The following is a 13,649-nucleotide window of genomic DNA, read 5'->3' as shown; positions in this document are numbered from 1 at the left end:
TGTGACCCGGCCGTGTCTATCACCTGGTGCGGATCCCGGGAACCACGCGTGTCGCACGTGTCCCCGGGGCGCGGCGGCGGGGACCGCATGCCGGTGCGGCCCCCGCGTCCCTACGGGACGGCCAACGCGGTGGTGCCTTCCTCCGGTACGCGGTCGGTGAGTTTCACCGGGGGCGTGTCCGGGGTGCTGTGGCGTTCCGCCCAGTGCCCGAGGGCCGTGCGGCAGGCGTGGTCGAGGTGGTGGAGGCGGGTGAGGTCCAGTTCCACGGGGCGGTCCTGGGGGAGGGACTCCAGGGTGTCCAGGATCTTCGGCAGGCGCAGGAACGTCGCGTTGCCCGAGAGGTACACCCGGACGGGTCCCGCTCCCTCGTCCCTGACCTCGACCCTGGAGTGCGAGGCCTCCCAGGCGGTCTTGACCACGGACAGGGCGAGACCGATCAGCACGCCCTCGAACATGTTCACCGTGACGATCGACACCGCGGTGACCACCAGGACCAGCGCCTCCCCCCGGTGCCCCCGCCACAGCGTGACGAGCCCGCGGAGCGGGATCAGTTTCCAGCCCGCGTGGATCAGGATGCCCGCCAGCGCGGGCAGCGGGATGAGGGCCAGCGCGGACGGCAGCAGCGCGGCGAACAGCAGCAGCCACAGGCCGTGCAGCACCCGGGACGCCTTCGTCCTGGCGCCCGCCCGGACGTTGGCGGAACTGCGCACGATGACCGCGGTCATCGGCAGCGCGCCGAGGATCCCGCAGAGCGTGTTGCCCGCGCCCTGCGCCATCAGTTCCTTGTTGTACCGGGTGGGCGGCCCGGTGTGCAGCCGGTCCACGGCCGCCGCGCTGAACAGGCTCTCGGCGGAGGCGATCAGGGCGAAGGCGAGGATGGTGCCGAGCAGGCCGATGTCCGCCAGTGAGCCGAAGGCGTCCGCACCGGGCGGCTGGACGGAGTCGAACAGGCCCCGTACCTCGACCGTCGCGACGGGCACGCCGAACGCGAGCGTGACGGCCGTGGCCAGCAGGACCGCGGCGAGAGCCCCCGGCACGGCGCCGGCCGGTCGCGGCATCCGGCGCCACAGCACCATCACCGCCACGGTGCCCGCGGCGACCGCGGTCGAGGCGAGCGCCTCGGTGCTGCCGAGCGCGTCCACGGCCGCCCCGGGCAGACCGAGCACCTTGTCGACGCCGGTCTCGGGCGCTTCCAGCCCGGCCGCCGCGTAGAGCTGACCGGCGATGAGGACCAGTCCGATGCCGGCCAGCATGCCCTCGACCACCGAGATCGACATCGCCCGGAACCAGCGCCCGAGCCCCAGGGCACCCATGACGAGCTGGAGCACTCCGGTGGCCAGCACGATCACGCCGAGCGCGGGCAGTCCGTAGGTGTCGACCGCCTCGAAGACCAGCACGGTCAGTCCCGCGGCCGGCCCGGACACCTGGAGGCTGCTGCCCGGCAGCATGCCGGTGACGAGGCCGCCCACGATGCCGGTGATCAGGCCGAGCTCGGCCGGGACACCGGAGGCGACGGCGACGCCCACACACAGCGGAAGGGCGACGAGGAACACCACGAGTGAGGCGGCGAAGTCCTGTCTGAGGTGGGGGAACCTGGGCACGGGCGCGCTCACCGCGTCCCGGGCGCGTCGCCGCGCACCGGCGGGACGGTGTCGGACGGGAGGCCGGGGGACTGTCCGGAGGTGCGGCAGGTGTCGACGGGGGGCTGCATCTGGCGTTGCCTCCTGGCGCGTGTGGGGACGCGTCTCCCACGCCCGGAGGGGTGACGACGCAGCGCCTCCGGCGTGTGAGGAACGGAGGGCCTGGGCGGATCCGGGCCCGTCGCTCGTGACGGAACGGCGCCGACCCATGGCCCTTGCTTCACGGGGTGTGTATGCGGTTGCGAAGACCGGCCGGGAACGCGAAGACGTGAGGCGCTGACGAGGTGACGGAGAGGGCCCGGGGTGCGGCCCGGTCGCCCCACCTCGGAACACGTCCATTCCCGAGGCGGTTCACGCCTCTTCGACAGGCCAAAGCTTGGTCAACGACTGGTCAAGAAACACGTTAACCCCGCACAGTCATGTGCGGGGTCAACTCGGCGTCCCGTGGCGCAGGGTGCCTGAAAAGACGGCTGCGTTGGCGAGAACGCTGCCCTGATCGACGGCGATTCGCTCGGGGGTCGCACACCCGTGCTACGGAGTCCCGGTGAGCCGTTTCGCGTCGCGGGCCAGCGCGGTGAGCCGCGAGATCGCCCGGAAGTACTTCTTGCGGTAGCCGCCCTTCAGCATCTCCTCGCTGAACAGCTGGTCGAACGGCTGCCCCGAGGCCAGGACCGGCACCTCACGGTCGTAGAGCCGGTCCGCGAGGACCACGAGACGGAGCGCGGTCGACTGGTCCGGCACCGGGCGCACCCCGGTGAGGCATACCGCGCGCAGGCCGTCGGTCAGGGCGCCGTAGCGGCTGGGGTGGACCTTTGCCAGGTGGTCCAGCAGGTCGGGGAAGGCGTCCAGTGAGGCGCCCTCGGTGGCGTGCGCCGTCCGGGTGACCAGCTCGTCCGGGTACGGCGCCGGAGCCTCGGGCAGGCCGCGGTGGCGGTAGTCCTCGCCGTCGATGCGCAGGGCGCGGAAATGGGCCGACAGGCCCTGGATCTCCCGCAGGAAGTCGGCGGCCGCGAACCGGCCCTCGCCGAGCTTGCCGGGCAGGGTGTTCGAGGTGGCGGCGAGCGCGACGCCCGCCTCGACCAGCCTGCCGAGCAGGGTGGAGACGAGCACGGTGTCGCCCGGGTCGTCCAGCTCGAACTCGTCGATGCACAGCAGCCGGTGCCCGGAGAGGGTCTTCACCGTCTGCTGGAAGCCGAGGGCGCCGACCAGGTTGGTCAGCTCCACGAAGGTGCCGAACGCCTTCAGCGGGGGCTCCGCCGGGGTGGCGTGCCACAGGGACGCCAGCAGGTGCGTCTTGCCGACGCCGTAGCCCCCGTCGAGGTAGACGCCGCGCGGGCCCGCCGGGGCCTTCTTCGGGGCCCTGCCGAAACCGAACAGCCGGCGCCGGCCCGCCTCGCCGGCCGGGGCCGCGCCGAGACCCGCCGCGAAACCCTCGAGGACACCCACGGCCTCGGTCTGGCTCGGCTGGTTCGGGTCCGGGATGTAGGTGCCGAAGCGCACCGAGTCGAACCGCGGCGGCGGCACCATCTCGGCGACGAGCCGGTCCGCGGGGACGTGCGGCTCACGGGCGCACAGGGACAGCGGAGCCACGTCGGCTATCGGACCGGGACGGGAGGCGGGGGAGGAGGACGACACGGTCCCCCATGCTACGGGCCGTGGAAGACTGCTCGGTATGCGACGCCTGTTCCCCGTGACCGACGTGACCGACGAAACAGCAGCTCCCGGCGGGGCGGACGGCCGTGAGTGGAGCCTGGCGGAGCTGGCCGCCGCGTACGCCTACCCCGGGCCGGGGCCCGGCGGGCGCGCGCCGTGGCTGCGGGCCAACATGGTGTCCACCCTCGACGGCGCGGCCCAGCACGACGGCCGCTCGCAGCCCATCTCCTGCCCCGCCGACATGCGGATCTTCGGCGTGCTGCGGGCCCTCGCGGACGTGGTCGTCGTCGGCGCGGAGACGGTACGGCAGGAGGGCTACCGTCCGGCCCGCGCGCGGGCCGAGTTCGCCGCGGCCCGGGAAGCGGCCGGGCAGGGCCCGGCGGCCGTGATCGCGGTGGTCACGGCGAGCCTGGACCTGGACTTCTCCCTGCCGCTGTTCACCTCCCCCCTGCTGCCGACCCTGCTCCTGACCGGCGCCGGGGCCGCCCCGGACCGCGTCGCCGCAGCCGAGCGGGCCGGCGCGCGGGTCGTCGTCGCCGGGGAGGGCGCCGCGGTGGACCCCGCGCGGGCGGTGCGGGCGCTCGCGGACCTCGGGCACACCCGGCTGCTGACCGAGGGCGGGCCGCGGCTGCTGGGCCAGATGGTGGCCGCCGGGGTGCTGGACGAGCTCTGCCTCACCGTCTCCCCGATGCTCACCGCGGGTGACGCTCAGCGCATAGCCGGTGGACCGACCGTGACACTTCCGCGGCGTTTCACGCTGAACTCGATGTTGGAAGAAGACGGATTCCTGTTCACGCGGTACCGGCGGAGCTGAGACCGTCCCCGCCCGGAAGCGACCGGGAGGGGCCGGCGAGGCGTTCGGCGGTGACCGCCGGTCCGGCGATCGGCGGAACCGGCGCGCACGCCCCCCGCGGAGCAGGGCGAGGATGAATCCGGCAGTACCCGTGCGTACACGGGGCAGGATGGTTTCCCCGGGGCCCGGCTCGGCCCCCGGAGCGACGAGGGCCCGGCGGCCCTCCGAGGAGAAGGGGCGCACGGTGTTCACCAGCGTACTGATGATCGAGAAGGCCCTGACGTCCGCGGACGTGGAGTTCGTCACCACCTTGCACGGTGACGAGCCGGTCTCCTTCCACGTGCTGCTCCAGCCGCGCGGCGAGCAGGCCGACCGGCTGCTGAGAGCCATCGACGACGTCGCGCTCGGCGAACTCGACGAGGCCGTCCGCGAGCACGAGACCCCCGAGGGCGAGGAGGCCAGGGGCATGGGGGAACGCGCCCTGGCGGTCTCCCTCCAGGCCCTGCGCGCCACCGGCGACACGGCGGACGGGCGGCTCATCGAGGACCACCCGCTGGACGCGCTGAGGGCCATGGTGGAGGAGACCGGGGCGGACGAGGTGATCGTGCTGACCGACCCGCACTACGTGGAGGAGTTCTTCCACCGCGACTGGGCGTCCCGGGCCCGGCACAAGGTCGGTGTGCCGGTGCTGAAACTCTTCTCCCACAGCAAGGCATAGGCTGGGGCGGCGCTCTCCCAGCTGTCCCGCGAGGGCGCGAAGACCGCCGTCCCCGCTCGTCGCACCACTGGGAGAACACGCATGGCACCCGGCCTTCCTACCGCCATGGACCGACCGCACTTCATCGGCATCGGCGGCGCCGGGATGTCGGGCATCGCCAAGATCCTCGCCCAGCGCGGCGCGAAGGTGGCCGGCAGCGACGCCAAGGACTCCCCGACCGCCGACGCCCTGCGCGGCTTCGGCGCCACCGTGCACATCGGTCACGCCGCCCGGCACCTCGCCGACGACGCCAGCTGCGTGGTCGTCTCCTCCGCCATCCGCGAGGACAACCCCGAGCTGCTCCGGGCGGCCGAGCTGGGCATCCCGGTGGTGCACCGCTCCGACGCCCTCGCCGCCCTGATGGACGGCCTGCGCCCGATCGCGGTGGCCGGCACCCACGGCAAGACCACCACCACCTCCATGCTGGCCGTCACCCTCACCGAGCTGGGCCGAGAGCCGTCGTACGCGATCGGCGGCGACCTGGACGCCCCCGGCTCCAACGCCCTGCACGGCGCGGGCGAGATCTTCGTCGCCGAGGCCGACGAGTCGGACCGCAGCTTCCACAAGTACGCCCCCGAGGTCGCGATCATCCTCAACGTGGAGCTGGACCACCACGCCAACTACGCGTCCATGGAGGAGATCCACGAGTCCTTCGGGACGTTCGTCGGCCGGATCGTGCCCGGCGGCACGCTGGTGATCTCCGCGGACCACGAGGGCGCCCGCGAGCTGACCCGCCGGCTGGACGGCTCGGTGCGGACCGTGACGTACGGCGAGGCGGCCGACGCCGACGTGCGGGTGCTGTCGGTCGTCCCGCAGGGGCTGAAGAGCGAGGTGACCGTCGAGTTCGACGGCGCCCCCCTCACCTTCACCGTGTCGGTCCCCGGCAGGCACTACGCGCACAACGCGGTCGCCGCGCTCGCCGCGGTCGACGCGCTCGGCATCCCGGCCGCCGAGACGGCGCCCGCGCTCGCCGCGTACACCGGGGTGAAGCGGCGTCTCCAGCTCAAGGGCGAGGCCGCCGGCGTCCAGGTCATCGACTCCTACGCGCACCACCCGACCGAGATGACCGCCGACCTGGAGGCCATGCGGGCCGCCGCCGGTGACGCCCGGATCCTCGTCGTCTTCCAGCCCCACCTGTTCTCCCGCACCCGCGAACTGGGCAAGGAGATGGGCCAGGCGCTGGCCCTGGCCGACGCCTCCGTGGTCCTGGACATCTATCCGGCCCGCGAGGACCCGATCCCCGGCGTCACCAGCGAGCTGATCATCGAGGCGGCCCGGGCGGCCGGCGCCGACGTGACGGCCGTCCACGACCAGGCGGACGTCCCCGGGCTGGTCGCGGGAATGGCGAAGCCCGGTGACCTCGTTCTCACCATGGGAGCGGGCGACGTCACCGACCTCGGCCCGCGCATCCTGGACCGTCTGCCGAAGTAAGGAGCTGGAAGCTCATGCCGTACGACGTGGAGAAGCCGGACGAGCAGTGGCGTGCGGAGCTGTCGCCGTCCGAGTACGCGGTGCTGCGCCAGGCGGGGACGGAACCGGCCTTCACCGGTGAGTACACCGACACCAGGACCGAGGGCGTCTACTCCTGCCGCGCCTGCGGCGCCGAGCTGTTCACCTCGGGTACCAAGTTCGAGTCCCACTGCGGCTGGCCGTCCTTCTACGACCCGCGGGACAGCGGCGCCGTGGAGCTGATCGAGGACCGCTCGCACGGCATGGTGCGCACCGAGGTCCGCTGCGCCCGCTGCGGCTCGCACCTCGGGCACGTCTTCGAGGGCGAGGGCTACCCCACGCCCACGGACCAGCGTTACTGCATCAACAGCATCTCGCTGAGGCTGCGGCCCACCGGGGGCTGACCCCGCCCCCGCTCCTCACCACCCCGTCGGCACCCGGGGGTCGAGGAGCAGGGCGAGCGCCGCCGGCGCGGCGACGTCGACGGCCGTGACTCCTTACGGAACACGGACGTCGACGGCCCCGACACCCTGAACGCGCGCACGGGGTGCGACGCTGGCCGCATGCAGCAGCCACCACCGCACGACGGGGCCGGGGCCCGGGTCCTCGTCGTGGACGACGATCCCACCGTCGCCGAGATCGTCACCGGCTATCTCGACCGCGCCGGATACGTCGTCGACCGGGCCGGTGACGGCCCCGACGCGCTCGAGCGCGCGGCGGCCCACTGGCCCGACCTCGTCGTCCTCGACCTCATGCTGCCCGGCATGGACGGCCTGGAGGTGTGCCGCCGGATGCGCGGCCACGGGCCCGTGCCGGTCATCATGCTCACCGCCCGCGGTGACGAGGACGACCGCATCCTCGGCCTGGAGGTGGGCGCCGACGACTACGTCACCAAGCCCTTCAGCCCCCGCGAACTCGTCCTGCGCGTCGAGTCCGTACTGCGCCGCACTCTCCGCGCGCCGGCCGCCGCCACCGGCCTCGTGCGGGCCGCCGGCCTCACCGTCGACCCCGCATCCCGCCGGGCCGCCAAGCACGATCGTGAACTCGCCCTGACCATAAGAGAGTTCGACCTCCTCGCCTTCTTCCTGCGGCACCCCGGACGGGCGTTCGGGCGGGAGGAACTGATGCGGGAGGTGTGGGGCTGGGACTTCGGTGACCTGTCCACCGTGACCGTCCACGTACGGCGGCTGCGCGGCAAGGTCGAGGACGATCCGGCGCGGCCCCGGCTGATCCGGACCGTGTGGGGCGTCGGCTACCGCTTCGAGGCCCCCGCCGCTCCCGGGGAGGCGTGACCGTGCGGGACATGCTCCTCATCGCGCTGTTCGCCTTCCTCGGCGCCGCCGCGGCCGGCCTGCTCGGCGCGTGCGTGCTGCTGCTGATCCGGCGGAGGTCGCTCACCGCGCACCTCGCGGTGGTTGCCGGGGTCGCGGTGACGGCGATGCTCGCCGGCACGCTGGCGGTGGCCCGCGCGATGTTCCTCTCGGCGCACGACCTGCGCGTGGTGACCATGGTCGTCGCCATGGCCGCCGTGGTCTCAGCGGTCACCGCGCTGCTGCTGGGCCGCTGGGTCGTCGCCCGCAGCCGGGAACTAACCCTCGCCGCCCGCTCGTTCGGCGACGGCGGCGACTTCGCCGCGCCCGAGGGCCCGGCCACCGCCGAACTCGCCGCGCTCAGCCGCGAACTGGAGGCCACCAGCGTCAGGCTCGCCGCGTCACGGCGCCGGGAGCGGGCGCTGGAGTCCTCCCGGCGGGAGCTCGTCGCCTGGATCTCCCACGATCTGCGCACCCCGCTCGCCGGACTGCGCGCGATGGCCGAGGCGCTGGAGGACGGGGTCGCCGCCGAGCCCGACCGCTACCTGAGGCAGATCCGCACCGAGGTGGAGCGCCTCAACGACATGGTGGGCGACCTCTTCGAACTCTCCCGCATCCACGCCGGCGCGCTCACCCTCTCGCCCTCCCGCGTCTCCCTGTACGACCTCGTCGGCGACGCCCTCGCCGGTGCGGACCCGCTCGCCCGCGAGCACGGCGTGCGGCTCGACGGCGACCGGGTGGAGCCGCTGCCGGTGGAGGTGGACGGACGCGAGATGAGCCGCGTGCTGGGCAACCTGCTGGTCAACGCGATCCGCCGGACCCCGGCCGACGGCACCGTCGCCGTCGCCGCGCGACGCTCCTCCGACGGCGTGGTGCTGTCGGTGACGGACGGCTGCGGCGGCATCCCCGAGGAGGACCTGCCCCGCGTCTTCGACACCGGCTGGCGCGGCAGCCACGCGCGCACCCCGCCGGCCGGCGCGGGCCTCGGCCTCGCCATCGTCCGCGGCATCGTCGAGGCCCACCGCGGCAGCACCACGGTCCGCAACGTCACCGGCGGCTGCCGGTTCGAGGTGACCCTCCCGGCGACGGACGGCTGACCGGGACCAGCGGCTCGGCCGCCGAGCGGCCCCGCGCGGGGTGCGGGGCCGGGCGGGCCGCAGGGTGCCGACGGCGCCATCCGCGGCCGATCGCCCGTCAGGTGCCGCCGCCCAGCGGCAGCCGCACTGACACGGTGGCGACGGCGGCCTTCGCGCTGGGCCCGGACGGCGTCCCGTGGGCGGCCGGGTGGCCCGGGTGCGAGGTGTTCGCCGTGACCGCGGACCGCCGGGCGCCGCGGACCCAAGGGTTTCCCGCGGTCGGATCGGGGCAGGTGGCGACGTAGCCCGTGGCCGGTCGGCCCGGGGGCGGGGTTCCGGGGTTCTGTCGGTGGTGCCGTTTACACTCACCGGCGACACAGAGTGCGCGAACCCGGTCAGAAACATCCGCCACCCGAAGGGCATCGGCGTCTTGATACGGATCGATTCAGTCACCAAGCGGTACCCGGACGGCACTGTGGCGGTCGACCGGCTGTCGCTGGACATCCCCGACCGCTCGATCACCGTTCTCGTCGGGCCCTCGGGATGCGGCAAGACCACCACCCTCCGGATGATCAACCGGATGGTCGAACCCACCGAGGGCACGATCCTGATCGACGGTGAGGACACCCGGCGGCAGCCGGTGACCACCCTGCGCCGGTCCATGGGGTACGTCATCCAGAACGCCGGCCTCTTCCAGCACCGCACCATCGTGGACAACATCGCCACCGTGCCCCGCATGCTCGGCTGGAGCAGGCAGCGCGCCCGGGAGCGGGCGGCGGAACTGATGGAGCGGGTGGGACTGGACCCCTCGCTGGCCAAGAGGTACCCGTACCAGCTCTCCGGGGGCCAGCAGCAGCGCGTCGGCGTGGCGCGGGCGCTCGCCGCGGACCCGCCGGTGCTGCTGATGGACGAGCCGTTCTCCGCCGTCGACCCCGTCGTGCGCAAGGGGCTCCAGGACGAACTGCTGCGCATCCAGGACGAGCTGGGCAAGACCATCGTCTTCGTCACCCACGACATCGACGAGGCGGTCAAACTCGGCACCATGGTCGCCGTCCTGCGCGAGGGGGGCCGGCTGGCCCAGTACGCGCCGCCCGCCGAGCTGCTGTCCCGGCCCGCGGACGGCTTCGTGGAGGACTTCCTCGGCGCCGACCGCGGCATCCGCCGGCTGTCCTTCTTCCCGTCCGCCGCGCTGGAGCCGGTCACCGACGCCGTGATCCCCGCCGACGCGACCGCCGAACGCGTCGCCGCCACCGGGGCGGCCCACCTGCTCGTGACCGACGCCGAGGGCCGCCCGCTCGGCTGGGCCGCGCGTGAGGAGCTGACCGGCGGGGGCGTCCGCACCGACCGGCTGCTGCCGTACGGACGGCCGTTCGTGCCGGGCACCGACTCCCTGCGGACCGCGCTCGACTGCGCGGTGCTCTCGCCCACCGGCTGGGCGGTCGCCGTCGACGCCGACGGACGGGTGACCGGAGTCGTCTCCCAGCAGACCATCGGCGAGGCGATCCGGGCCGCCCACACGGCCACCCACCCGGCCGCCCACACGGCCGGCCGGGCCGAGGACGAGAAGGTCGCCGGATGAGCGGCTTCTTCGACATCCCGAGCGACCTCCAGCACAGCTGGACCGGCCTGATCGGGCTGCACATGAGGGAGGCATTGCTGCCGGTGGCCGCCGGTCTGCTCCTCGCGCTGCCGCTCGCGCTGCTGTGCGGCCGCTTCCGCCGGCTGTACCCGCCGGTGCTCGGCGTGACGACGGTCCTCTACGCCGTTCCGTCCCTGGCGTTCTTCGTCGTCCTCATCGACTACACCGGCCAGAGCGAACTCACCGTGATGATCCCGCTGGCCCTGTACAGCCTCGTGGTGCTGGTCCCGGCGATCGTCGACGGCGTGCGCTCGGTGCCCGAGGAGACCCTCGCCGCCGCCACCGCCATGGGCTTCGGCCCCGTACGGCGCTACCTCCAGGTGCAGTTGCCGATCGCCGCGCCCGCCATCATCGCCGGACTGCGGGTCGCCACCGCGTCCAGCATCTCCCTGGTGAGCGTCGGTGCCCTGATCGGCAACCAGGGCGCCCTCGGCAATCTGCTGGCCGCCGCGCAGAAGTACGACCGTCCCGAGCTCGCGGTCAACGCCGTCCTCACCATGGCCGCCCTGGCGATCGTGTGCGACGTGCTGCTGGTCCTGCTGCGGACGCTGCTCACCCCGTGGATGCCGCGCGGCGGCACCACCCGGCCGAAACCCGCCCCGCGGCGGGCGGAGATCACCCCGGAGGGCGCCGTCCGGTGAACGTCCTCGACTTCGTCAACGCCTTCTTCAGCGACAGCGCCCACTGGCAGGGCTACGACGGCATCCCGCAGCGCTTCGGGGAGCACGTGCAGTACTCGCTGCTGGCCCTGGCGGTCGCCGCCGCCATCGGGCTGCCCGTCGGCCTGCTCACCGGCCACACCGGACGCGGCGGGAACGCGCTCGCCTTCCTCGCCAACGCCGCCCGCGCGCTGCCCAGTTTCGGCCTGCTGGTGCTGGCCGTCCTGCTGATCGGCTTCGGTCTGCTGCCCGTGATGATCCCGCTGGTCGTCCTCGCGGTCCCGCCGATCCTGGTGACCACCTACGAGGCGGTCCGCTCCGTCGACCCCGCCCCGGTGGACGCGGCCCGCGGCATGGGCATGCACGAGTCCCGGATCCTCTTCCGGGTCGAAGTGCCCGTCGCCCTCCCGCTGATCCTCAGCGGACTGCGGTCCGCCGCCATCCAGATCGTGTCCACGGCCACCATCGCCGCGTACGTCAGTCTCGGCGGCCTCGGCCGGTACATCATCGACGGGCTCTACCAGCGCGACTACGAGAAGGTGGTCGGCGGCGCCACCCTCGTCGCGGTCCTGGCGCTCCTCACCCTCGCCCTGTTCTGGGCCGCGGGACGGCTCGCGGTCTCGCCCGGCGTGCGCAGGCGCTGACCCCCGGCCCCACCCGTGTGACAAACCGTGACCACCATGTTCTTGACTGACCGTGAAACGGCTGGATTGGATCGGTGAATGACTCCTACCGCGAAGAAAAGCAGGTCCAGGACGAGGCACACCGGCGCGGCGGCCGTCGCGCTCACCGCCGCGGCGGCCCTGCTCGCGGGCTGTTCCTCCGACGGCGAACCCGACAACCCCCTGGCGGGCGAGAAGGCCGAGGCGGGCACCGTCGTCGTCGGCTCGAACAACTTCGCCGAGAGCACCCTGCTCGCCGACATCTACGGCGAGGCGCTGCGCGCCAAGGGCCTCAAGGTCACCTACAAACACAACATCGGCAGCCGTGAGACGACGTACGGCCTGATGAAGAACGGCTCCATCACGGTCCTGCCCGAGTACAACGGCTCCCTCCTCGCCTACCTCGACCCCGAGGCCGGGCAGGAGACGGCACAGGCGGTGAACGAGGCCGTCAAGGCGAAGCTGGACGAGAAGCTGACGCTGCTGGAGTCCTCACCGGCCGAGAACAAGGACTCCGTCAGCCTCAACGCCGAGACCGCGAAGAAGTACGGCCTCACCGCCGAGTCCACCCTCGCCGACCTCAAGGACACCGCCCCGGACCTGGTGATCGGGGGCTCGCCCGAGTTCCAGACCCGGCAGCAGGGACTGAAGGGCCTGGAGACCGTCTACGGCCTGAAGTTCAAGTCGTTCAAGGCCCTCGACGCCGGCGGCCCGCTGACCCAGGCGGCGCTCACCGGCAACGAGGTCCAGGCGGCGGACGTCTTCACCACGGACCCGACCATCGTGAAGGAGAAGTTCGTCGTCCTGAAGGACCCGGAGAACCTCTTCGGATTCGCCAACGTGACCCCGCTGGTCCACAAGGACGCGCTCCCCCAGGAGGGCGTCGACGCGCTCAACGCCGTGTCGGCGAAGCTCGACACCGAGACGCTCCTGGACCTCGACGCACAGATCCAGCTGGAGAAGAAGGACCCGCTGGACGTGGCCAAGGCCTGGCTGAAGTCGGCCGGACTGGACTGACCGCCGTCCCCCCGGGGGGTGCGGTCGTCCGGCCGCACCCCACGGGCGGCTCACCGTGCCGGGGCCGCCTCGGCTATCAGCCGGTCGATCAGCGCGATCAGCACGTCCCTGCTCGACTCCCGCTCCCGCGCGTCGCACAGCAGCACCGGCACGCCCTCCGGCAGCGTCAGCGCCTCCCGGATGTCCTCCGCCGGGTAGGGGTGCTCACCGTGGAAGCCGTTGGCGGCGACCACGAAGGGTATGCCCCGGCGTTCGAAGAAGTCGATGGCGGCGAAACTGGACTTGGGCCGGCGCACGTCGACCAGGACCACCGCGCCCAGCGCGCCGAGCGCCAGGTCGTTCCACATGAACCAGAACCGCTGCTGCCCCGGCGTGCCGAAGAGATACAGCACGAGATCGTCCGAGACGGTGATCCGGCCGAAGTCCATGGCGACCGTGGTGGCACGTTTCTCCTCGACGCCGTCCAGGTCGTCGACGTCCAGACCCGCCATGGTCAGCGGTTCCTCGGTGCGCAGCGGGACGATCTCGCTGACCGAGCCGACCATGGTGGTCTTGCCCACGCCGAAGCCACCGGCGATCAGGATCTTGACCGTGTCGGGCGACGGACGGTCGGCGGACGCCTGAGCGGTGGTGTCAGAGCCGGCCAAGGCCCTCCCTCACTTTCTGCAGCAGGTCCAGATCCGGGGTGGTCCGGGTGACGGGGTGCGGCGGGTGGGCGGTGATCCGGCCCGCCTCCAGCAGGTCGCAGAGCATGATGACGACCACGCTCACCGGGAGGTCCAGCCGCGCGGCGATCTCGGCCACGGCGACCGGCTCGGCGCACAGCCGGAGGATCCGCAGGTGCTCGGGCTGCGGCCGGGCCGCGCCCGCGGGCTGCGGATCCACCGCCGTCACCGTGGTGATGAGCGTGAAGTCGGCGCGGCTGGGCCGGGTGCGGCCACCGGTCAGGGTGAAGGGCCGTACCAGCCGCCCCGCCGAGTCGCTTCCGCCCACC

General features: G+C 72.9%; 14 protein-coding genes. 10 read left to right on the top strand and 4 right to left on the bottom strand.

Features of this window, described 5'->3' with window-relative positions:
* Positions 1–110 precede the first annotated feature (110 nt).
* Both ACZ6A9_RS12910 and zapE read right to left on the bottom strand, forming a co-directional pair.
* The gene (locus ACZ6A9_RS12910; protein ID WP_468983634.1) at positions 111–1,601 is read right to left on the bottom strand and encodes a SulP family inorganic anion transporter; all 1,491 of its coding nucleotides are present in this window, start codon (positions 1,599–1,601) and stop codon (positions 111–113) included.
* A 570-nt stretch (positions 1,602–2,171) separates the two neighbouring features.
* The gene (zapE, locus tag ACZ6A9_RS12905; protein ID WP_468983632.1) at positions 2,172–3,275 is read right to left on the bottom strand and encodes a cell division protein ZapE; all 1,104 of its coding nucleotides are present in this window, start codon (positions 3,273–3,275) and stop codon (positions 2,172–2,174) included.
* A gap of 37 nt (positions 3,276–3,312) precedes the next feature.
* Here zapE and ACZ6A9_RS12900 point away from each other — a divergent pair, with 37 nt between their 5' ends.
* The 10 genes from ACZ6A9_RS12900 to ACZ6A9_RS12855 all read left to right on the top strand — a co-directional run bounded on the left by ACZ6A9_RS12900 (position 3,313) and on the right by ACZ6A9_RS12855 (position 12,655).
* Positions 3,313–4,107, top strand: a complete 795-nt coding sequence (locus ACZ6A9_RS12900; protein ID WP_468983628.1) for a pyrimidine reductase family protein — start codon at positions 3,313–3,315, stop codon at positions 4,105–4,107.
* Between the two features lie 223 nt (positions 4,108–4,330).
* A complete protein-coding gene (locus tag ACZ6A9_RS12895) occupies positions 4,331–4,804 on the top strand; it encodes an indole-3-glycerol phosphate synthase (protein ID WP_468983625.1) in 474 nt (157 codons plus the stop codon).
* An 81-nt stretch (positions 4,805–4,885) separates the two neighbouring features.
* The gene (gene murC, locus ACZ6A9_RS12890) at positions 4,886–6,274 is read left to right on the top strand and encodes a UDP-N-acetylmuramate--L-alanine ligase (RefSeq protein WP_468983623.1); all 1,389 of its coding nucleotides are present in this window, start codon (positions 4,886–4,888) and stop codon (positions 6,272–6,274) included.
* 14 nt (positions 6,275–6,288) lie between these two features.
* Positions 6,289–6,696, top strand: coding sequence for a peptide-methionine (R)-S-oxide reductase MsrB (msrB, locus tag ACZ6A9_RS12885; RefSeq protein ID WP_468983621.1), 408 nt, complete (start codon positions 6,289–6,291; stop codon positions 6,694–6,696).
* A 159-nt stretch (positions 6,697–6,855) separates the two neighbouring features.
* The gene (locus tag ACZ6A9_RS12880; RefSeq protein ID WP_468983618.1) at positions 6,856–7,584 is read left to right on the top strand and encodes a response regulator transcription factor; all 729 of its coding nucleotides are present in this window, start codon (positions 6,856–6,858) and stop codon (positions 7,582–7,584) included.
* A 2-nt stretch (positions 7,585–7,586) separates the two neighbouring features.
* Positions 7,587–8,699, top strand: a complete 1,113-nt coding sequence (locus ACZ6A9_RS12875; protein ID WP_468984584.1) for a sensor histidine kinase — start codon at positions 7,587–7,589, stop codon at positions 8,697–8,699.
* A gap of 409 nt (positions 8,700–9,108) precedes the next feature.
* Positions 9,109–10,257, top strand: a complete 1,149-nt coding sequence (locus ACZ6A9_RS12870; RefSeq protein WP_468983614.1) for an ABC transporter ATP-binding protein — start codon at positions 9,109–9,111, stop codon at positions 10,255–10,257.
* Positions 10,254–10,958 carry an ABC transporter permease gene (locus tag ACZ6A9_RS12865; RefSeq protein ID WP_468983611.1) on the top strand — a complete coding sequence of 235 codons (705 nt, stop codon included), beginning with the start codon at positions 10,254–10,256 and terminating at the stop codon, positions 10,956–10,958. The genes ACZ6A9_RS12870 and ACZ6A9_RS12865 overlap by 4 nt, the downstream gene beginning before the upstream one ends.
* On the top strand, positions 10,955–11,620 hold the full coding sequence (locus ACZ6A9_RS12860; protein ID WP_468983609.1) for an ABC transporter permease: 666 nt from the start codon (positions 10,955–10,957) through the stop codon (positions 11,618–11,620). Before ACZ6A9_RS12865 ends, ACZ6A9_RS12860 begins: the two co-directional genes overlap by 4 nt.
* Positions 11,621–11,698: 78 nt before the next feature.
* The gene (locus ACZ6A9_RS12855; RefSeq protein WP_468983606.1) at positions 11,699–12,655 is read left to right on the top strand and encodes an ABC transporter substrate-binding protein; all 957 of its coding nucleotides are present in this window, start codon (positions 11,699–11,701) and stop codon (positions 12,653–12,655) included.
* Positions 12,656–12,705: 50 nt separating this feature from the next.
* Here ACZ6A9_RS12855 and ACZ6A9_RS12850 read toward each other — a convergent pair whose 3' ends face one another.
* Both ACZ6A9_RS12850 and ACZ6A9_RS12845 read right to left on the bottom strand, forming a co-directional pair.
* A complete protein-coding gene (locus ACZ6A9_RS12850; protein WP_468983602.1) occupies positions 12,706–13,302 on the bottom strand; it encodes a GTP-binding protein in 597 nt (198 codons plus the stop codon).
* Positions 13,289–13,648, bottom strand: coding sequence for a DUF742 domain-containing protein (locus ACZ6A9_RS12845; protein WP_468983599.1), 360 nt, complete (start codon positions 13,646–13,648; stop codon positions 13,289–13,291). The genes ACZ6A9_RS12850 and ACZ6A9_RS12845 overlap by 14 nt, the downstream gene beginning before the upstream one ends.
* Position 13,649: the final 1 nt, after the last annotated feature.

The sequence above is a fragment of the Streptomyces sp. NPDC041124 genome (assembly GCF_055592385.1).
The sequence above is the reverse complement of the archived record's forward strand: the minus strand, read 5'-3'. Positions and strand labels throughout refer to the sequence as shown.